Origin of the sequence: Burkholderia sp. AU45251 (genome assembly GCF_030482905.1) — a bacterium.
Taxonomy (GTDB): Bacteria; Pseudomonadota; Gammaproteobacteria; order Burkholderiales; family Burkholderiaceae; genus Burkholderia; species Burkholderia aenigmatica.
The window spans coordinates 545,327-564,786 of sequence record NZ_JAUJQH010000001.1; the positions used below are offsets into that span (position 1 = coordinate 545,327).

Sequence of the window (19,460 nt, forward strand, 5' to 3'; positions counted from 1 at the left end):
AACTTGCGCGACACGTGCAACCTGTGCAACCCGTGAAACTCGCTCAATCAGAATGGATGGCCAAGCGCGCGACGTCGGACGAACGGAATCGGTCATTACTGCTCCGGCTGCGTCACCAGCGACAGCTTCGTGATGCCCGCGTGCTGCACCGCGCCCATCACCTTCGCGACGGGACCGTACGGCACGCGCTCGTCGGCCTGCAGCGACACCGCGAGATCCGTGTCCTCCTGCTTGCGCTGTTCGAGTTGCGATTCCACCTGCGAGAGCGGCACAGGCTGCTTGTCGAACCAGACTGCACCCGCGTCGTCGACGCTCACAGTAAGCGGTTTTTTCGGATCAGAGGAAGCGGTCGCTTCGGTCTTCGGCAGATTGACCTGGATCGCCTTGTTGAGCAGCGGCGTCGTCACGATGAACGCGACGAGCAGCACGAGCATCACGTCGACGAGCGGCGTGATATTGATTTCGCTGAGGACGTCGTCGTCCTGATTGGAGGAGAAAGCCATCAGGCGGCGACCTCCGTGGCGCGGGCGAAGACCGGTCGGGATTGATCGGCGCGCGGCGCAGTCGCCGCGCTCTCGGCGGCGTTTTCTACTGAAATGCGAAACTGCTGGCGCTGCGCGAGCGCGTAGAGCGTGCCGGCGTGATCGTCGAGACGCGCGACCGCGGCTTTCGTTCCGCGCACAAAGATGTTGTACGCGAGCACGGCCGGCACGGCGACGGCGATGCCGATGCCCGTCGCGACGAGCGCCTCGCCGATCGGCCCGGCCACCACGTCGATGCTCGCCGATGCCGCGTGCGAAATCGCCCCGAGCGCGTGAATGATGCCGAACACCGTGCCGAATAGCCCGACGAACGGCGCGATGCTGCCCACCGACGCAAGCCACGCGAGCGAATGTTCGAGGCGTCGGCGTTCGTGCGCAATCTGGCGCGTGAGTTGGCGCTCCAGCGTGTCCTGCCGGCTCCACAGGTCTTCGGGATGGTCGCTGTCAAACGTGCGCGCCTGTTCGAGCGCGGCGAGTGCGGTGCCCGTCACGCGCGCCTTGGGGCCTTCGGGCAGCGCGCGCGAAGCGATATCGACGAGCGTAAGTGCACCGTCGAGTGCATCGTCGGTGCGCCGATCGACGCGTGCGGCGCGCGTGTGCTGGATCGCCTTCAGGACGATGATCGTCCACGTTGCGATGGAGAACGCGCCGAGCAGCCACAAGGCGCCTTGCACGATAAGGGTAAGCGGCAACGAATTCATGTTCGGACTCCGGAAATCAGTCAAGTTGGAAATTGAGCGGAACGTCGACCCAGCCATCGACAGACGTGTCGCCCCGCTTGGCGGGCACGAAGCTCCAGTGCCGCACGGCGGCGACGGCGGCATCGTCGAGCACGCGGTGGCCGCTCGAGCGACGGACCTCGATTGTGTCGGGCGAGCCGTCAGCACGGACGTGGACATGCAGGACGACCTTGCCCTGCCAGCCGTAGTCCTGCGCTGTCGTCGGGTAGTCGGGCGCGGGATTGTGCAGGTAATCGGCGTTTCCGTCGGGCAGCGTGGTTTTTTGCGTGGCCGGTGCGGTAGCTGCAGCCGGTGCAGCGGGTGTGGGCGCGGCCGATTCCGCCGGCGCAGCCGAGGGCCGCGCAGCGGGCGGCGGTACGGATGCCGACGGCGCTGGCGCGGGGGTCGGCACGTGGCGCGGCTGCGGTGCATGCCGCGCCTGAGGCAACGGCTTCGGCGGTGTCACCGGCTTGGGCGCAGGCGCTTGCGGCAGCGGTTGCGGTGCGGCCGTCATCTGCAACGCGATGGGCGGCGTGACGACCGGTTCGTGCGACGCGGGCCGCGCATGCAGCCACGCCGCGATCAGCGCCGCATGCAACACGCCGACGACGAGCGCGCCGCCCACGGCCTGACGAGCGGTGACAGGACCGCCGTCACGCGCGTCGAACGATGCATCGGCGCGGGCACGCTCCTGCCGCGACTCAGCGGACACACCATGCCTGGCCCCGACGACGACCGCCCGCCACGCCGCGCGCCGCCGCTGCGAAAGCGCGGGATCTTCGACAGTCAGCGATGCGGCGCTCACAGGTCGAACCTCGCGTTGAGCGCGAGCGTGCGCGGCGCGCCGACAAAGAGGTAATCGGACTGCAGGAAGCCCCAGTAATGGCGATTGAAGATGTTGTCGACTTCGGCGCGCAGCGTCACACCATGGCCGCCGATCGTCGTGCGATAGCTGAGGCCTGCATTGAACAGCGTGTAGCTCGGCAGCACAAACTGGTTGTTCGCATCGGCCTTCATGCTGCCGTAGTAATGCGCCTCGACGTTCGCGGTCAGACCCTGCAGGCCCGGAATGCGGTCGCTCACCTGCAACGTGGCCTGCCAGCGCGGAATGCCCTCGACGCGATTGCCGACGAGATCCGCTTCGGTCTCGTTATACGTGCCCGCTTCCCACGCGGTGCTCGCCGCGACACGGAAACCCGCAGGCAGATCGACGCGACCGTTCAGTTCGAGGCCAGTGATGCGCACCTTGCCGTTCGATACGTACACGTTCTGCGCATTGCCGTATTGCGCGCCGCGCTCGATGCGGAACAGCGCGGCGGACGCGCCATAGTGCTGGGCGTCATACTTCACGCCCACTTCGTATTGCTTGCTCTTGATCGGGTCGAGCACCTGGTCGGCGTTCGCGTAGCTTGCCTCCGCCGTGCCGCCGTCCTCGAGCGCCTCGACGTAGCTCGCGTAAAACATCAGGTCGCTGCGCGGACGATACATCAGCGCGAGTGTGGGTGTGATCGGCGTCTTCGTATAGGTACTGCCGGCCGTGCCGGGCGCGGTATACGACGTCTGGCGATAGCTCGTGTAGCGAACGCCTGCGAGAATCGACCAGTATTTCAGGAAGCTCAGCGTGTCGCTTGCAAACAGCGACTTCTGCTGCGAATTGAAATTGTTGTACTGCTGGCCGTAGTCGAACGTGCCGTTCCACGTGAGCGGCGTGATCGGGTTGTAAAGGTTGTTCGAGCCGATATCCGTGTACAGCGCCTTCGGCACGGTCTTCTTCGAGAGCCACTGTTCCGACGCGCCGAGCACGACCTGATGATCGATCGGCCCCGTCGAAAATTTGCCTTCGAGCGTCGCCTGCACGATATCGTAGATCGACGAGCCGCGAGCTCGGTTCAGGATCGTATCGAAATCGCCCTGCGGATTGAGCAGATTGAGCCATTGCCCCGAGTAGCTCCGTTCGTCCTTGCTATGGCTGTAGTCGATGCTCGCTTTCCACACCGGATCGATCTGCCAATGCAAGCCGCTGCTCAGGAAATAGACGTTCGAATTGAAGAACGTATCGCCATAAGCGGAAAGATTCGTGCGTCCGCTCGGCGCGCGCGGCAAGCTCGCACCAGTGAAATCGCCGAGCGTGATGTCCTGAATGCCGCCGTCCACCTTGCGAGACTGATAAAGACCGTCGAACGTCCACGTGAGCGACTGCGTCAGGCGCGCATCGAGCGACAGCGACTCCGAATTGCGCAGCACATGCGCGCCGTTGTACGTATCGCCCTGCTCGTGCGTGATGTTGAAGCGATAGCCGAACATGCTCTGCGGGCCAAAGCGGCCACCCGTGTCGATGTGTTCGCTCGCTACGCCGTCGGAGCTATAGCCGACATCTGCACTGAACGTGAACGTATCGGTCGGCTTCTTCGTCACGAAGTTGATGATGCCGCCCGGCGCACCGAAGCCATACATGAAACCGGATGCGCCTTTGAGCAACTGAATCGATTCGAACGACTCGACGGGCAGTTCGACGGTCGTCATATAGAACGGCAGGCCGTTGATCTTGTAGCCGTTGAAATCGTCGAGCGCCATGCCGCGAACATTGATCGAATACGCGTTGAATGAATACGTATCGCCTAGCGACAACACCGCCGCGTCCTCGGCGAACACCTTGCCGAGCGACTTCACCTGACGGTCTTCGAGATCCTGTTGCGTGACCACGCGTGTGGAAAATGGCGTTTCCAGATCCGAACGCGTGCCGAGCGCGCCGCTCGACACCTTAGGCGCCTGTCGGCGCGAACCCTGCACCGTCACGGTGGAAAGGCTGCGTACTGTGTCGATCGACTTTGCGGTTGGCGTTGCAGTCTGCTTGCCCGCTGAATTTTTCGTCGACGTAGCCGACGACGCGTCATCGTTCGCGCTGTTTTCGTCGGCGGCGTACACGTGGCCTGCCGTCAACAACCCCGCACCGACCAGCATGGCTGGAAGCACACGCAAATGGAGAAGTCCCGCCTTCATAATTAGTAATCCGATATAATATGGAGAGTCCAAAGAGCACCAAAGCCGAACCGAAACTTCCCCGTGTCAGGTCCGAGCCGGAATCGGCCGCTCGATGTACGCGCTCAGAATCTCGATGAAATGCTCGAAAGCCTGATCGGGAATCGACGGATCCCGAACGAAAAACTCCTGCAGACACAAGCCACGAATGAAGCACACGATCACATAGCGCGTGAGAGACGGCTTGGGTGAGTTGTCGACGCACGTATCAATTGGGTGACCGCTCTCGTCGTCGCCGATCGGGTGCGACAGCAGCGCCTCGTTGAATCGCTCCCGCAGATCCGTATCGCTTTGCAACGCCCAATAGAACTCCAGCGACGTCGGGAAGGTTTCACGCATCTGCGCACGCCATATGGTCACCTCGTCGCGTACACTCGCGCCGGCCGCAATGCGCCGTTCGAGCATGCCGATTTTCGTGCCGATCCACGTGACGTAGGACGCCACGAGCAACTCGTTCTTGTGAGGAAAATGATGAAGCAGTGCGCCGCGCGACAGTCCCGAACGCCGGCAGATTTCGCTGATGGAAGCCTTCGCGTAGCCCACCTCCCGGAGGCACGCAAGCGTCGCGTTGATCAGTGCGTGACGGGCGGCGGAGCTGCGCGCGTGCTGCGAGCGCCGTGGCTGCTTCCCGGTATCAGTGGTCAGGTTCGTCATGATGTATGGCGCGTCCAACTCGCACCCTGTGCGATCGGACTGCTGCTCGTTAATATTGCTCGCTGGAGCCTTGCTGCAGTGCCGCAGCAAAACAATACAGTCGACATGTTATTGAGGGGATATCGGCATGTCCAAGAAAATTCCCTCACATACTTATCTGCAGAATTCGCACAACCGTACGGTTTCCGGCAGGCGCGGACCTATCGGTCCACGCCGCGATGCGTGGTTGCCCGAGTGGGTTCAGCCAAGCGTCACGTCAACGCATGGTGGCTCCGACACTGCCTTGACGAGTTCGCCGATGTGCCTCGCGTCGCACAGATCGTCCCGCGCTTGCTGCAATGCAGCGAGACGTTTCACCGTATCGCCGCCGCGAACGACCGCGACCGCTGCTTTCATCGACACCTTCGCCTCCGACTTTGCCTGACGGATGTCGCGCAGAACGTCGGAAGCGATGGCCGCGAGCATGCTACCCGCGCCCGCCAGCGCCTCGAGCGATGCGGCACGGCGCCATGCAGAACCATGGATCGATCCCGTCTGCCGCCATGATCTGGCTCTGTTGCACCGGCTGCGTGAGCATGACCAAATTGATTGGGAGCGGGCGAGCATCGATGGCGCCAGCGTTCCCAGCCCAGGGGGCGCAAACCAGCCCCAACCCGACGGACCGGGGCAAGCTCGGGTCGAAACGACACATCGTCGTAGATGCGCGAGGCATTCCGCTGGCCGCCACGGTCACGGGTGCCCACCGGCATGATTCGATGGCATTCGAATCCACGCGCGATGCCATTCCCGCAGTGTCGGGCCTGAATGGCGAGCCTCGCAACGCCCTGGCAAACTGCATGCCGACCACGGCTACGACTTTGCTCGCGGTCGGCGTCACCTGAAGCAACGTGCCATCACGGCTCGTATCGCTCGTCGCGGTGTGGAAAACAAGGAAAAGCGCCGACGGCATCGCTGGGTAGTCGAGCGCACGCATGCCTGGTTTGCCGGTTTCAGCAAGCTGCGCATTCGATTCGAGCGTCGTCTCGACATTCATGTCGCGTTGCTTTCCCTTGCCGCTGCCGTCATCTGCTCCCGCTTCATTGATGACTTGTGTTAGCGGCTCTAAGCCGCGAGAAATTTATTTATTCACTCATAAAATCAAACAAATTCATCAGACAATTATTCGCATAGACACCGGCTCCGTTTCACTCAATAAAACCGGTTTCAAATTCCACGCATAAACCTTTGAATCACGGGCGCTCCAGCGGTTTTTGATCGAAATCAAGAACCTCCATCCGACAAGGTTTTCAGCGCTAAAAAAACTAATATCAGGGTTTTCTACGGGTAAAGAATCATCAACCACACCCGTTAATGCCGGCACGAGCCCGTATCTGGTCGAACAATAATTTCAATTTGCCAACCACTCGCGCAGGGGCACTACGTGAAAATCGCCAGAATGAGTATCAAAATAAAACTCCTTGGCGGCTTCGGCCTGCTCGCCGCGGTCGTCGTGATCGTGTCGGGCATGGCACTCAAGGCGCTATCCGATACCAACGCCGAGTTTTCCCGCTACATGAACGGTATCAGCGCACGGGCGAACCTGTCCGCGCAGATCCGCACGGCCGTCGACCGGCGCGCGATCGCCGCGCGCAACCTCGTGCTCGTGACCAAGCCGTCCGACCTCGAGCTCGAACTGGCCGAGGTGAACCAGGCGCACAAGGACGTGCAGGAGCATCTCGCGAAGCTCAAGGCAATGATGGCGGACGCGACCGACACGTCCGTTCGCGCACGCGAACTGGTGGCCGACATCGTGCGCATCGAAACCAGCTACGGGCCCGTCGCGCTGCGCATCGTCGGGCTCGCGCAGGCCGGCAAGAAAGACGAGGCGATCGCCGACATCGACGACAACTGCCGGCCCCTGCTCGCGCAGCTGGTGCGCGCGACCGACGCGTACGCGACCTATACGCATGAACGCGAACTCGCGATCGCCCAGCAATTCGCGGACCGCTATGCGATGGAGCGCAACCTGCTGGCCGGCATCTGCCTCGGTGCCGTCGCGATCGCGGTCTGCGGCGGCCTGTGGTTGACGCGCAAGATCACGGTACCGATCGGCGCGGCCGTGGACGTTGCACGCACGGTCGCGAACGGCGATCTCGGCAGCCGCATCGACGTGAGCGGCAACGACGAGACGCGCGATCTGCTCGAAGCGCTGCGAACGATGAACGAGCGGCTGATCGGCATCGTCGGCCGTGTGCGCGATTCGTCGAACAGCATCGCGCATGCGGTGAGCGAGATCGCGTCCGGCAACCTCGATCTGAGCCAGCGCACCGAGGAACAGGCCGCGTCGCTGCAGGAGACCGCCGCGACGATGGAGGAATTCACGTCGACGGTGCGGCTGAACGCGGAGAACGCGCAACAGGCGAGCGCGCTCGCCTCGAACGCGTCGGATGTCGCGCATCGCGGCAGCTCGGTGGTCGGCCACGTGGTCGACACGATGACGGAAATCGGCCACCGCTCGTCGAAGATCGCCGACATCACCGGCATCATCGAAGGCATCGCCTTCCAGACCAACATCCTCGCGCTGAACGCGGCCGTCGAAGCGGCGCGGGCGGGCGAACAGGGCCGCGGCTTCGCGGTCGTCGCGAGCGAGGTGCGCAGTCTCGCGCAGCGCTCGTCGACGGCGGCGAAGGAGATCAAGGAACTGATCTCCGCGTCGGTGCAGACGATCCGCGACGGCTCGGCGCTCGCCGGCGAAGCCGGCAAGACGATGTCGGACGTCACGCAGGCCGTCGCGCGCGTGACGGACATCATGGGCGAGATCGCGGCCGCGTCGGCCGAGCAGAGCCGCGGCATCGACCAGGTGAACCTGACGATCACGCAGATGGACGAGACGACGCAGCAGAACGCCGCGCTCGTCGAGCAGGCCGCGGCCGCCTCGAAGTCGCTCGAGGCGCAAGGCCACGAACTGTCCGAAACGGTCTCCGCGTTCCGGATGCCGGCCGGCACGCATGCGACGTCGACGGGCGGGCTCGCGCACGTGCAGGCCACGCATCACTGGCAACCGGCCACCGCGTAGCGGATGCCGCAGGGAGACGACGATGCGCACGGCGTTCCACCGGTTCGCGGTGTGCGGTGTGCGGTGTGCGGTGTGCGGTGTGCGGTGTGCGGTGTGCGGTGTGCGGTGTGCGGTGTGCGGTGTGCGGTGTGCGGTGTGCGGTGTGCGGTGCGCGGTGCATCGCCGCCGTCCGGCGCGGCCTGTGCACGCGCACGACATCGTGCTTCGCCGATTCGTGTCGCGCGTTCGCGGCACGCGTGCGGGTAGCTCGCACGTCGACGTAACCGCGTCATCAGCGGTCGTCGCTGTCGACCGGTGCGACCTCGTGCGCGTGCCCTGAAATGCGCATCGTCACGAACGTTCGCACGCCCTACGCGCGCTGCATGTGCAGCGTTGCGCAAGTTTCGATCCTGCCCCGAGTTTCGTGCGTTGCCCTACCCATGACAGGGAGATCGCGCTGCATTCGCACGTGCATCGCTCGCCGACGCAGACTTTTAAAACCAACGAATGACGAGTATGCTTAAAAAAGCACTCCCCGTTCGGACGGCGAATCGCGTGCCCTGACTCCCTTCCGATCGCATTGCGGCCCCATCGCTTCGCGCCCCGCGCGTCGATGGCGGCGTCTGCTTCTCGCGCCACGGCCGCACGAACCTTTCCCCCAACAATCGTCAGGAGAGCTGGTGAGCCGACTCGTCGTCGTATCCAATCGCATTGCAGATCCCCGTAAAGCTGCGGCCGGCGGGCTCGCCGTCGCCGTGAAAGACAGCCTGCAGGAAACCGGCGGTGTCTGGTTCGGCTGGAGCGGCAGGCTGCGCGGCGGCGACGATCAGCCCACGCATGGCGACGAGGTGCAGATCCAGAACGTCGGCGGCATCCAGCTCGCGACGATCGATCTCGACCCGCAGGATTACGACGCGTACTACCTCGGCTATTCGAACAACGTGCTGTGGCCGGTGTTTCACTACCGGCTCGATCTCGCTCAGTTCGACCGCCGCTTCGCCGACGGCTACCGGCGTGTGAACCAGCTGTTCGCTCGCAAGCTGCGCACGCTGCTGCGGCCCGACGACACCATCTGGGTCCACGACTACCAGCTGATTCCACTCGCCGCCGAGTTGCGCGCGATGGGCTGTACGAATCCGATCGGCTTCTTCCTGCACATCCCGATGCCGCCGCCGCCGATCATGGCCGCGATCCCGGAACACGAATGGCTGATGCGCTCGCTGTTCGCGTACGATCTCGTCGGCTTCCAGACCGAGTCGGATCTGCTCCACTTCGAGCATTACGTCGAAGCGGAAGCCGGCGCCGCGCGGCTGCCGGACGGCCGCCTGCAAGCATTCGGCCGCACGCTGTCGGCCGGCGCCTTCCCGATCGGCATCAACGTCGACGAGTTCGAATCGCTCGCGCGCGATCGAGACGGGATCGACATGTTCGAGCGGATGCGCGACGAATATTCCCGCCGCCAGCTGCTGGTCGGCGTCGACCGGCTCGACTACACGAAGGGGCTGCCGCAGCGCGTGCATGCGTTCCGTCAGTTGCTCGAACAATATCCGGAGAACCGCAACCGCGCGACGCTGATCCAGATCGCCGCGCCGAGCCGCGAGGATCTCGGCGCGTACGACGACCTGCGGCGCGAGATGGACAGTCTGTGCGGCGCGATCAACGGCGACTACGGCGAACTCGAATGGATGCCGATGCGCTACATTCACCGCACCGTCGCGCGCAAGCGCTTGCCCGGCCTCTATCGCGCATGCCGCGTCGCGCTCGTCACGCCGTTGCGCGACGGGATGAATCTCGTCGCGAAAGAATTTCTCGCCGCGCAGGACGCAGCCGACCCGGGCGTGCTCGTGCTGTCGCGTTTCGCCGGCGCGGCCGAGCAGTTGAAGTCGGCGCTGCTCGTCAATCCGTACGACACGCAAGGCACCGCGCAGGCGATCCAGCGCGCGCTCACGATGCCGCTCGAAGAGCGTCGCCAGCGGCACGCGGCGCTGATGGCGATCGTGCGCAAGAGCGACGTGCACTGGTGGCGCACGCGCTTTCTCGACGCGCTCGCCGAAGCCGCCGAAGTCGCGGCCGCAACCGAATCCTGACGCGCGCTCACGCGTCCGTCGTTGCATATTCGAGCGCTGCGCCGTTCACATCGCACAGGTCGACCGAAACCGGAATGCCTTCGCGCAGGCTCTCCGTCAGTACGCAATACGCATCGAACTGATCGAGCACGCGCGTCGCCGCCGCGAGATCGGCCCACGTCTTGCCGATCGACAGCCGGACGGCCATCCCGCCCACCCGCACCCTGCCCGCTTCGTTCTGCACCATGTCGACGTCGATGTGCGCGGCAATCGGCTGCGGATCGACATGCTGTTTTTCCAACGCGAACTGCAGGCTCGCCGCGAGACAGGTCGCGACGGCCGCGGCCAGCAGCCGGATCGGATTCGGCCCGCGTCCGTCGCCAAGCGGCGGCGGTTCGTCGGTGAGCACCGGTGCCAGCGTCGTGCCGGCAAATACCACTTCGAAACAGAAACGCGCCTGCTGCGCGACATCGACCGATACGTGCGCCTCGCTCATGGCGACTCCGTGGAGATCAACAGGGAAAGGAAGGCCGGCACGCCGTCGCATCGACGCGCGCCGCTCGCAGGTTCACGGCATCTTCAGCGCTCGGGTTCGCGTGGCGGCCCGTACGCGACGAAATCGCGCTCGACCGCGGATGCCTGCTCCGTTTCGATCGCGCCGCCGCGTGCGCCGGCCCCGTCGTCGGGCGCGGACACCGGCGCCGTGGCGGACGACGGTTCGGCGCGCCCGTCGATCAACGCCTGCAACGCGTCGCGCTCGAGCACCTCGCATTGCAGCAGCCGGCGCGCGATGCGTTCAAGCGCATCGCGGCGTTCGCCGAGCGTCATCGCGACTCGTGCATGCGCGTCGGTCAGCAACGTGCGCACCTCGTCGTCGATCATCCGCGCGGTGTGCTCGCTGCAGCGCCCGTCGCCCGCATGCCATGCGCCGGGTATGCCCGTGCGCGCATCGCCATCGTCGAACGTCGCGAGCCCGATCTTCTCGCTCATCCCGTACTGCATGACCATGTGGCGCGCCATCGCGGTCGCGCGTTCGAGATCGTTCTGCGCGCCCGTCGACACGTCGCCGAACACGAGCTCCTCGGCCACGCGCCCGCCGAGCAGCGCATCGATCCGGTCGAGCAGCTCGCTCCGGCGCAACACGTAGCGATCCTCGGTCGGCACCTGCTGCGTATAGCCGAGCGCCGCGACGCCGCGCGGAATGATCGACACCTTTTTCACCGGATCGCAATGCGCGCGGCTTTCCGCGACGAGCGCGTGGCCGGCCTCGTGATACGCGATGGTCAGCTTCTCCTGTGCGTTCATCACGCGGCTCTTGCGCTCGAGGCCCGTCAACGCGCGGTCGATCGCCTCGTCGAAGTCGGTCATGCCGATCGCCGGCTTGCCAAGTTCGGCCGCATGCAGCGCGGCCTCGTTGACGACGTTCGCGAGATCGGCGCCGACGAAGCCCGGCGTGCGCGACGCGAGTTCGCCGAGATCGACGTCGGCCGCGAGCTTCACGCGCTTCACGTGCACGCCGAGGATCTGCCGGCGGCCGTTCACGTCGGGCCGGTCGATCGCGATGTGGCGATCGAAGCGGCCCGGCCGCAGCAACGCGGGATCGAGGATCTCGGGCCGGTTCGTCGCGGCCATGATGATCACGCCGGAACCGGCCTGGAAGCCGTCCATCTCGACAAGCAACTGGTTGAGCGTCTGCTCGCGTTCGTCGTTGCCCGACATCGGGCCGACGCCGCGCACCTTGCCGAGCGCATCGAGCTCGTCGACGAACACGATGCACGGCGCCTTCTGCTGCGCCTGCTCGAACAGGTCGCGCACGCGCGCCGCGCCCACGCCGACGAACATCTCGACGAATGCCGAGCCGCTGATCGAAAAGAACGGCACGGCCGCCTCGCCGGCCACCGCGCGCGCGAGCAGCGTCTTGCCGGTGCCCGGCGCGCCGACCACGAGCACGCCCTTCGGGATCTTGCCGCCGAGCCGCTGGTAGCGGTCGGGGTTGCGCAGGAATGCGACGAGCTGCTGCAGCTCGGCCTTCGCTTCATCGATACCCGCGATATCGTCGAACGTGATGCCGGTTTCCTGCTGCACGTACACGCGCGCGCGGCTCTTGCCCATCCCGGTGAAATCCTGCAGCCCGCCGCGCCTGCGCAGCATCATGTTCCAGATGAACACGAACAGCACGAGCGGCAGCAGCCACGACGCAAGCGATGCGATCCAGCTCGTGTCCGGCGCGCCGTGATAGCGGATGCCGGCGGCGGTCAGCGTGTCGGTCAGGTGTTCGTCGGTCACGCGGTTGGTCGTGAAGCGCCACGGCGCGCCGGCCTGCTGTACAGCCGCGGTTTCGGAGGCCGGCAGCATCGCGCCGGCCTGCGGCATCTTCAGCGTGCCCGAGATCGACGCGGGGCCGACCTCGAGATCGTCGACGAGCCGTGCGGCGACCAGTCGGTGAAAATCGCTGTACGCGATCGACGCCGACGACGGATGCAGCATCAGCAACTGCGCGCCGAACAGCACGAAGAAGCCCGCCGCGATCAGCAATCCCGGGTAGTCGAATTTCCTGTCCATGGCATCGGGCCGGACGTGCGCGCTACGCTGCGCGGCACGGCGAACGTGCGCGGACACGCGCGCAGCCGGCGCGCGGCATCGGCGGCCATGCGGAAGCGGCCTTCATCCACGCCATCGTCGCCTCGCTTCAACGCCTCGTTCGTCGCATCAATGGCGCCGCGACGACGCCGTCGGCCGGCGCCGCCGGGCAATCCTCGCCCGGGCGGCACGCCGCGACGCGCCGCCCCTGAATCCAGTCTAGTTCGCGCGCGGGCGTCGCGCATGGCCCGAGGCGTGCCTCGATTCGTCGGACAAACACCTTTCATCTGCCCCCGTTGCCGCGTTATAGTCGCGCTCATGACATTTTTGTGACAGTCATGCCGAAGCGGCCGGCACGCAACGCCGGCCATTGCTTTCCATCTTGCGGCGCGGCAGCCTGTGCGACGCCACAGCGCATGATGCCCCCGTCCACCCGCCCATTCGAGGAACCCCCGACGTGAACGACACGCCCGATCGCCCCGACGACCTTCCCGCCGATCCCGACCGCCGCCGTGTGCTCGGCGGCCTCGCCGCGCTCGGTGCGGGCGTCGCGCTCAGCGGCTGTGAAACCGTGGCAGGCAGCGCGCCGCGTTCCGCCGCCGACCAGCGCATCGACGAAGCGTTGCGCCAGCGCGTGCGCCACATCGTCGTGATCTACGCGGAAAATCGCAGCTTCGCGAACCTGTACGGCAATTTCCCGGGCGTGCAGCATCCGTTGAGCGAGGTGCGGCCCGAGCACGCGCAGCAGCTCGATCGTGACGGCAAGACGCCGCTGCCCGTGCTGCCGAAGATCTGGGGCGGGCTCGTGCCGCAGGCGCAGGAAGTAGACGGCAAGCGCTATGCGATCGCCGAACGCGACATCGACAAACTGCCGAACGCGCCGTTCCTGATCACGGACGCACAGGGCAAGGCGCTGCCGAACGGCGTGATCACGCGCGATCTGTGGCACCGCTTCTACCAGAACCAGATGCAGATCGCGGCCGGCCGCAACAACCAGTTCGCCGCGTGGGCCGATTCGGGCGGCCTCGTGATGGGCCACTACCGCAATTCGGCCGATACGCTGCGACTGTGGAATCTCGCGCGGCAATACACGCTGTGCGACAACTTCTTCATGGCGGCCTTCGGCGGTTCGTGGATGAACCACATGTTCCTGATCTCGGCGCAGCCGCCGCTGTATCCGGACGCGCACAAGCATCCGCACGCGGCGAAACTGCTGTCGAAGGTCGAAGGCGACGATCCTGCCGGTACGCGCCTGAAACTCGCCAACGATTCGCCCGCGTCCGCGCTCGACGGCCCGCCGAAGTTCGCGGCAGATGGCGCGCTGACGCCGGATGGCTACGGGGTGAACACGATGGCGCCGCCGTACCAGCCGAGCTACGTACCGCCGCCCGATCCGGGCAACGCTGCGTATGCGGATCCGGCCGATCATCGCGTGATGCCACCGCAGGGCTATGCGACGATCGGCGACCGCCTGTCGGAAAAGAACGTCGATTGGGCGTGGTACAGCGGCGCGTGGCAGTACGCGCTCGAGCATCGCGACACGGGCACCGTGCCGGATTTCCAGTACCACCACCAGCCGTTCAACTATTTCGCGAACTACGCGCCCGACACCGACGCGCGCAGCAAGCACCTGCGCGACGCGGGGCTCGGCGACGAGCCGTCGACCAACCACTTCATCGCCGACATCGACGCGGGCCGCCTGCCGGCCGTCACGTTCTACAAGCCGCAGGGCAACCTGAACATGCACGCGGGCTACGCGGACATCGAATCGGGCGACCGTCACATCGCGACCGTGATCGACCATATCCGGCGCGGGCCGCAATGGGACAACACCGTGATCGTGATGACGCACGACGAGAACGGCGGCTGGTGGGATCACGTCGCGCCGCCGGAAGGCGATCGCTGGGGGCCGGGCTCGCGGATTCCGGCGCTCGTGATCTCACCGTTCGCGAAGAAGGGTTTCGTCGATCACACGCTGTACGACACGAACTCGATCCTGCGCTTCATCAGCCGCGTACACGGGCTCGCGCCGCTCGACGGCGTGGTCGCGCGCAACAAGGCGTTCGCCGCGCGCGGCGCGACGCCGCCGGGTGATCTGACGAACGCGCTCGATCTCGGCTAAGAACCGGCTGGCCTGATTGGTTGCCGCTTGGCGGCTTGAAACGACGACGCCCCGGGCAATGCGATTACCCGGGGCGTCGTTCGTTTCCCGCCTGAAAACGCTACGCGGCGCTTCGCAGTGCGTCACACTCCACCTGCGCGGCATGACGCCCGGCCTGCCGGCCGAAGAACGTCGCATCGGCCAGCGACAGCCCCGAGCTGTACCCGGCGCCCCAGCGCGGCAGCCCGCAGGTCGTGCGGCCCGCCGCGTAGAGCCCCGGCACCGGCGCGCGCGCCGCATCGACCACCTGCCCGGTCGGCAGCGTGTCGAGCCCGCCGAGCGTGAAGTGCGGATAGAACGCGTAGTCGATCCGGCAATCGAGCGCGACGAACGGCGGCTCGATCAGCGGCTGCAGCCATTTCTTCGCCTTGTGGAACAGCGGATCGGCGCCTTCGGCCGCATGGCGGTTGTAGACGTCGACGGTGGCCGTCAGCGTGCCGGCCGGCATCTGCAGATCGCGTTCGACTTCCTCCCACGTTTCGCCGGCCGCCGCGATGCCGATCCGCGCGATCGCGGGCGGTTCCTGGTACGTCGCCTGGTCGACGAGCAGGTAGATGCGGTCGTCGGCCTGGTGGAACGCGTGATGGCCCGTGCGGCCGTGATAGCCGTCCTCGTTGATGAAGCGTTGCCCGCGCGCGTTCACGAAGATCCCCCGGATCAGCGATTCGGGCGCGTAGAACGGCAGGCTGACGAAGCCCTGATCCATGTGGATCGCCGCACCGCCCGCGCTCTGGCCGAGCAAAATGCCCGAGCCATCGTCGCCGGGGCTGCCGATCGGCTCGTCCGAGCGCAGGAACTGCGGTGCATGCCGGCGCACCATGTCGCGATTCATCGCGAAGCCGCCCGCGCACAGGATCACCGCGCGACGTGCCCGCACGAATGCCGTCTCGCCATACGCGCGCAGCACGACGCCACGCACGGCGCCGCCGTCGTCGACGATCAATGCCTGCGCGCGCGTGTCGTAGCGCGTCGCGACACCGAGCGCCGCCACGCGTTCCGCCAGCACGCGCATCAGCATCTGCCCGCCGCCCCAGCCCGGCCATTGCGGCGTGTGCCCGCGCGGGCACGGCTTCGCCGCCTCGCTGAACGGCCAGGCTTCCTCGCTGCCCGACCAGATCAGGCAGTCGTCGGTTTCCGGTTCGACGATCCGCTCGGCAATGAACGTGTTCTTGTACGTGAGGCCCTGCGCGACGAGCCAGTCGTGGTGCGCCAGGCTTTCGTTCGCGTAGAGCCGCACCTTCGCGTCGTCGGCGTCGCGGCCGCCGGCCAGCATCAGGTAGCGGTACAGATCCTCGGTGGCGTCGGTAAAGCCGGCCTGCCGCTGCGCGGGCGTGCCGCCGCTGCCGCCGAGGTAGATCTCGCCGCCCGACAGCGCGCTCGTGCCGCCGTAGCTCGACGCGCGCTCGACGATCAGCGTGTCGGCGCCGGCGCTCGCGGCTTCGATCGCGGCGCAGGCGCCGGCCGCGCCGAAGCCGACGATCACGACATCGTGTTCGGCATCCCAACGATGTACGTCGCGGGTGTTCAAGGGGTGAGTCAGGGAATAGTCGGATGACATGAGGAATGGTCAGCGTTTAGGAGATCTGCGGGAAGCGGTGGGTGTGGCGAGGGCTCGCGGTCCTGATGCGGACGTCGCTGCGCCGTCACGTCATGACGGCGCGTTACCGCGATACCGCGTTGCCGGTACTGGCACGCGGCGGCGCCAATGCAAACCGCGGGCCATGCCGGATGCGACGGCAGTCGAATCGCGCGAAGCTGGACCCGCCGCGCCAGCCTGGCCGACGCACGACGACCGCGCGGCGATTTCGGCGATTTCGGCGAATGCGGACAACGCGTCGCCGCGCGACGACGTCCGGCCGGTTGGCGCGGCGCGCGGCCGCGCCGGCGTCACATGCCGCGCATCGCGGCGAAACCGAAGTGCGACGGATCGATCGGCACGCAACCGGTCGGCAGGCCGTTCACGTCGACCGAGCGGCATTGCAGGATGCCGGCCGCATACGGCGGCGACGGCACCTGATCGGCGCCGTATCGCGCCAGTGCCATGGCAGCGAACGTGCCCATCGCCAGTACGCACAGCTTGCGAGTCGTCAGTCTCATGATCGTGTCCCCTCCGGTTGTCCGCTGGTGCGGCTCGTATCCGGCGGGCATCGCATGCGGCACCGGATGACTGCACGGTAGCCAGCGCCCGGCCGTCGGCCATCGTCCGTTTCGACTAGGGGCAAACGCTGAGCGGACGGGGTACGGCCTGCGGCATCGCAACATCGAACGCGACGGCTTCGCATACTTGAAGGAAACGCGACACGTCGCGCGCCTGTCGTAGCAGGCCGCGCCAATCGTCAGACGCATGCCGCGCTCCGGTCGCTGCATCGCACCATCCACGCAGCCTCGTGCGATATAAGGCGGCCTGCCCCGGTGTTTTCCCCGACCCTCGCCCTGCTCCGTATGGATGATGAATCCCGGCCTGCCCGGTGCGAACCTGCCCGTCGACGTCGCAATGCCGCCGCGTCGGCCCGCTTCGCACGGCCGATGCGTTCCGTTTTTCCACGGGAGCCAACGCATGACCGATTCCAATCCCCGCCACGCGCTGTACGACCTTGCGTGCCGCTACGCGCAAGCCGTCGACCGGCGCGACTGGCCACGACTCACCGCCCTCTTCACCCCCGATGCCACCCTGGCCGGCCCCGGCTTCCGCTTTGACGCCCGCGACGCGATCGTCGCGGGCATGCGCGTGATCGAGCGCTACGAAGCGACCCAGCATCACGTGCACAACCAGCTCGTCACGCTCGACGGCGGCGCGGCCGTCGTCGAGACCTATGGCGTCGCCTGCCACGTCTACGTGCGCGACGGCGTGAAGCGCAAGCTCGACTGGGGGCTGCGCTATCGCGACCGCTGCGTGTTCGACGGCACCACGTGGCGCTTCGCCGCGCGCACGCTGCACGTCGACTGGGCGCAAGATCTGCCGCTGGAGGGCTGAACGATGCGCACCTCAGCGCCCCTCGACGGCCGCACCGCGCTCGTGACGGGCGGCGCCGGCGGTATCGGTGCGGCCTGCGCGCACGCGCTCGTCGCCGACGGCGCGGCCGTCGTGCTGATGGGCCGTCGCCGCGATGCGCTCGAACGCACGCAGCGGCACCTGACCGACGCGGTGCCCGGCAGCCGCGTCGCGATCCATGCGGGCGACGCCTGCGACGAAGCCGACCTGCAGGCCGCGCTCGACTGCGCATGGGCGCTCGACCATCGCCTCGACATCGTCGTGCCGACGGTTGGCGGGGCGGGCTTCCGGCCTCTGCTGCTGCACGACGCCGACACCTTCCGCGCCGAAATCGACCTGAACCTGCACAGCGCGTTCACCGCGATTCGTCATGCGGCGCCGCGGCTCGCCGACAGCGGCGGCGGCGCGATCGTCTGCATCTCGTCGACGGCCGCGCAGATCAACTTCCGCTGGCTGTCCGCGTACTGCACCGCGAAGGCCGCGCTCGAAGCGCTCGTGCGCGGCGCGGCCGAGGAACTGGCCGGCGCGAAGATCCGCGTGAACGCGGTGCGCCCGGGCCTCACGCGCTCCGAAGCCACGTCGCCGCTGTTCGACAACCGCGCGCTCGTCGACAGCTTTCTCGAACAGATCCCGCTCGGCACGCTCGGCGAACCGGCAGCGATCGCGCATGCGGTGCGCTATCTCGCGGGTCCCGAGTCGGGCTGGGTGACCGGCCAGAGCTTCGCGGTCGACGGCGGCCATGAACTGCGTACCAACCCGCGCGTCGACGACACGATCGCGCAGATCTACGGCACGGCCGCGCTCGACGCAATCAAGGCCGGCCGCGTACCGGGCGCCGCATGAGCGCCCGCCTTCTTTCAACGTCAAAGGAATTCGACCGACCATGAATCGAGTCGCAAACAAGGTCGCGCTGGTCACCGGCGCGGCAAGCGGCGTCGGCCGCGCGGATGCGCTGCTGCTCGCCGCCGAAGGCGCGCGTGTCGTGCTGACCGACATCGACGAGGACGCGGGACGCGCGCTCGCGCGCGAAATCGGCGACGCGGCGCTGTTCGTCCGCCACGACATCGCCGATGAGGATGGCTGGCGGCATGCGATCGCGTCGACGCTCGACCGCTTCGGCCGCCTCGACGTGCTCGTCAACAACGCCGCGATCTGTCCGGTCGGCTCGATCGAGGACACGAGCCTCGACACGTGGCGGCGCGTGATGCGCACCAACGCGGACGGCTATTTCCTCGGCTGCAAGTACGCGATCGGCGCGATGAAGGGCAACGACACGCCGGGCTCGATCGTGATGATGTCGTCGGTCGCCGCGCTCGGCGGGCTGCCGATGATGTGCGCGTACACCGGGTCGAAAGGCGCGGTGACGGCACTCGCGCGCAGTGTCGCCGTGCACTGCAAGCGCAGCGGCTACCGGATCCGCTGCAACTCGATCCATCCGGACGGGATCTGGACGCCGATGACGCAGGCGTTGATGCCCGATCTCGACCCGGCCGCACTCGGCATCGGCAGCGATCCGATGGCACGCATGTGCGACCCGCAGGACGTCGCGAATCTCGTGCTGTTCCTCGCCTCCGACGAATCGCGCTTCGTGAACGGCGCGGAGCTGCGGATCGACAACGCGCAACTGGTGTCGTCGCTGTGACGCGACGCCCTGCCTTCACGTTCAAAGGAGT

16 protein-coding genes and 1 pseudogene are annotated in these 19,460 nt (G+C 66.4%); 7 read left to right on the top strand and 10 right to left on the bottom strand.

Features of this window, described 5'->3' with window-relative positions:
* Nucleotides 1–95: 95 nt before the first annotated feature.
* The 6 genes from QZM67_RS02345 to QZM67_RS02370 all read right to left on the bottom strand — a co-directional run bounded on the left by QZM67_RS02345 (nt 96) and on the right by QZM67_RS02370 (nt 5,419).
* On the bottom strand, nt 96–503 hold the full coding sequence (locus QZM67_RS02345) for a biopolymer transporter ExbD (protein WP_175024550.1): 408 nt from the start codon (nt 501–503) through the stop codon (nt 96–98).
* A complete protein-coding gene (locus QZM67_RS02350) occupies nt 503–1,243 on the bottom strand; it encodes a MotA/TolQ/ExbB proton channel family protein (protein WP_301800526.1) in 741 nt (246 codons plus the stop codon). Before QZM67_RS02350 ends, QZM67_RS02345 begins: the two co-directional genes overlap by 1 nt.
* Before the next feature lie 16 nt (nt 1,244–1,259).
* Complete coding sequence (locus tag QZM67_RS02355; RefSeq protein ID WP_301800528.1) at nt 1,260–2,066, bottom strand: energy transducer TonB; 807 nt, start codon at nt 2,064–2,066, stop codon at nt 1,260–1,262.
* Entirely contained in the window at nt 2,063–4,021 is a 1,959-nt protein-coding gene (locus QZM67_RS02360; RefSeq protein WP_301800530.1) for a TonB-dependent siderophore receptor, read from the bottom strand. The genes QZM67_RS02355 and QZM67_RS02360 overlap by 4 nt, the downstream gene beginning before the upstream one ends.
* Nucleotides 4,022–4,327: 306 nt before the next feature.
* The gene (locus tag QZM67_RS02365) at nt 4,328–4,954 is read right to left on the bottom strand and encodes a TetR/AcrR family transcriptional regulator (RefSeq protein ID WP_301800532.1); all 627 of its coding nucleotides are present in this window, start codon (nt 4,952–4,954) and stop codon (nt 4,328–4,330) included.
* A 240-nt stretch (nt 4,955–5,194) separates the two neighbouring features.
* A complete protein-coding gene (locus QZM67_RS02370; RefSeq protein ID WP_301800533.1) occupies nt 5,195–5,419 on the bottom strand; it encodes a hypothetical protein in 225 nt (74 codons plus the stop codon).
* Nucleotides 5,420–5,501: 82 nt separating this feature from the next.
* On the opposite strand from QZM67_RS02370, the pseudogene QZM67_RS02375 reads away from it, so the two are divergent.
* The 3 genes and pseudogenes from QZM67_RS02375 to otsA form a co-directional block, all read left to right on the top strand.
* Nucleotides 5,502–6,050: pseudogene (locus QZM67_RS02375) on the top strand (IS5 family transposase); the annotation flags it as partial.
* Nucleotides 6,051–6,389: 339 nt separating this feature from the next.
* Nucleotides 6,390–8,009: a methyl-accepting chemotaxis protein gene (locus QZM67_RS02380; protein ID WP_301800534.1), complete on the top strand. Its 1,620-nt coding sequence runs from the start codon at nt 6,390–6,392 to the stop codon at nt 8,007–8,009.
* A 659-nt stretch (nt 8,010–8,668) separates the two neighbouring features.
* Nucleotides 8,669–10,075, top strand: coding sequence for an alpha,alpha-trehalose-phosphate synthase (UDP-forming) (otsA, locus tag QZM67_RS02385; RefSeq protein WP_175023347.1), 1,407 nt, complete (start codon nt 8,669–8,671; stop codon nt 10,073–10,075).
* 7 nt (nt 10,076–10,082) lie between these two features.
* Here the strand turns inward: otsA and QZM67_RS02390 are convergent, their stop codons facing one another.
* Nucleotides 10,083–10,550, bottom strand: a complete 468-nt coding sequence (locus tag QZM67_RS02390) for an OsmC family protein (protein ID WP_175023346.1) — start codon at nt 10,548–10,550, stop codon at nt 10,083–10,085.
* A gap of 83 nt (nt 10,551–10,633) precedes the next feature.
* Nucleotides 10,634–12,616 (bottom strand): ATP-dependent zinc metalloprotease FtsH, encoded by a 1,983-nt coding sequence (gene ftsH, locus QZM67_RS02395; protein ID WP_301800538.1) that lies wholly within the window; start codon nt 12,614–12,616, stop codon nt 10,634–10,636.
* Between the two features lie 475 nt (nt 12,617–13,091).
* Here ftsH and QZM67_RS02400 point away from each other — a divergent pair, with 475 nt between their 5' ends.
* Nucleotides 13,092–14,756 carry an acid phosphatase gene (locus QZM67_RS02400; protein ID WP_301800540.1) on the top strand — a complete coding sequence of 555 codons (1,665 nt, stop codon included), beginning with the start codon at nt 13,092–13,094 and terminating at the stop codon, nt 14,754–14,756.
* Between the two features lie 100 nt (nt 14,757–14,856).
* Here the strand turns inward: QZM67_RS02400 and QZM67_RS02405 are convergent, their stop codons facing one another.
* Both QZM67_RS02405 and QZM67_RS02410 read right to left on the bottom strand, forming a co-directional pair.
* Entirely contained in the window at nt 14,857–16,353 is a 1,497-nt protein-coding gene (locus tag QZM67_RS02405) for an FAD-dependent oxidoreductase (RefSeq protein WP_301800542.1), read from the bottom strand.
* Nucleotides 16,354–16,682: 329 nt separating this feature from the next.
* On the bottom strand, nt 16,683–16,892 hold the full coding sequence (locus QZM67_RS02410; RefSeq protein WP_043186702.1) for a hypothetical protein: 210 nt from the start codon (nt 16,890–16,892) through the stop codon (nt 16,683–16,685).
* Between the two features lie 460 nt (nt 16,893–17,352).
* On the opposite strand from QZM67_RS02410, the gene QZM67_RS02415 reads away from it, so the two are divergent.
* From QZM67_RS02415 to QZM67_RS02425, 3 genes are read left to right on the top strand one after another with little or no spacing between them, the layout of a single operon-like run.
* Entirely contained in the window at nt 17,353–17,769 is a 417-nt protein-coding gene (locus tag QZM67_RS02415; protein WP_301800544.1) for a nuclear transport factor 2 family protein, read from the top strand.
* Nucleotides 17,770–17,772: 3 nt separating this feature from the next.
* Complete coding sequence (locus tag QZM67_RS02420; protein WP_301800546.1) at nt 17,773–18,630, top strand: SDR family NAD(P)-dependent oxidoreductase; 858 nt, start codon at nt 17,773–17,775, stop codon at nt 18,628–18,630.
* A gap of 40 nt (nt 18,631–18,670) precedes the next feature.
* A complete protein-coding gene (locus tag QZM67_RS02425) occupies nt 18,671–19,429 on the top strand; it encodes an SDR family oxidoreductase (protein ID WP_047903207.1) in 759 nt (252 codons plus the stop codon).
* Nucleotides 19,430–19,460 lie beyond the last annotated feature (31 nt).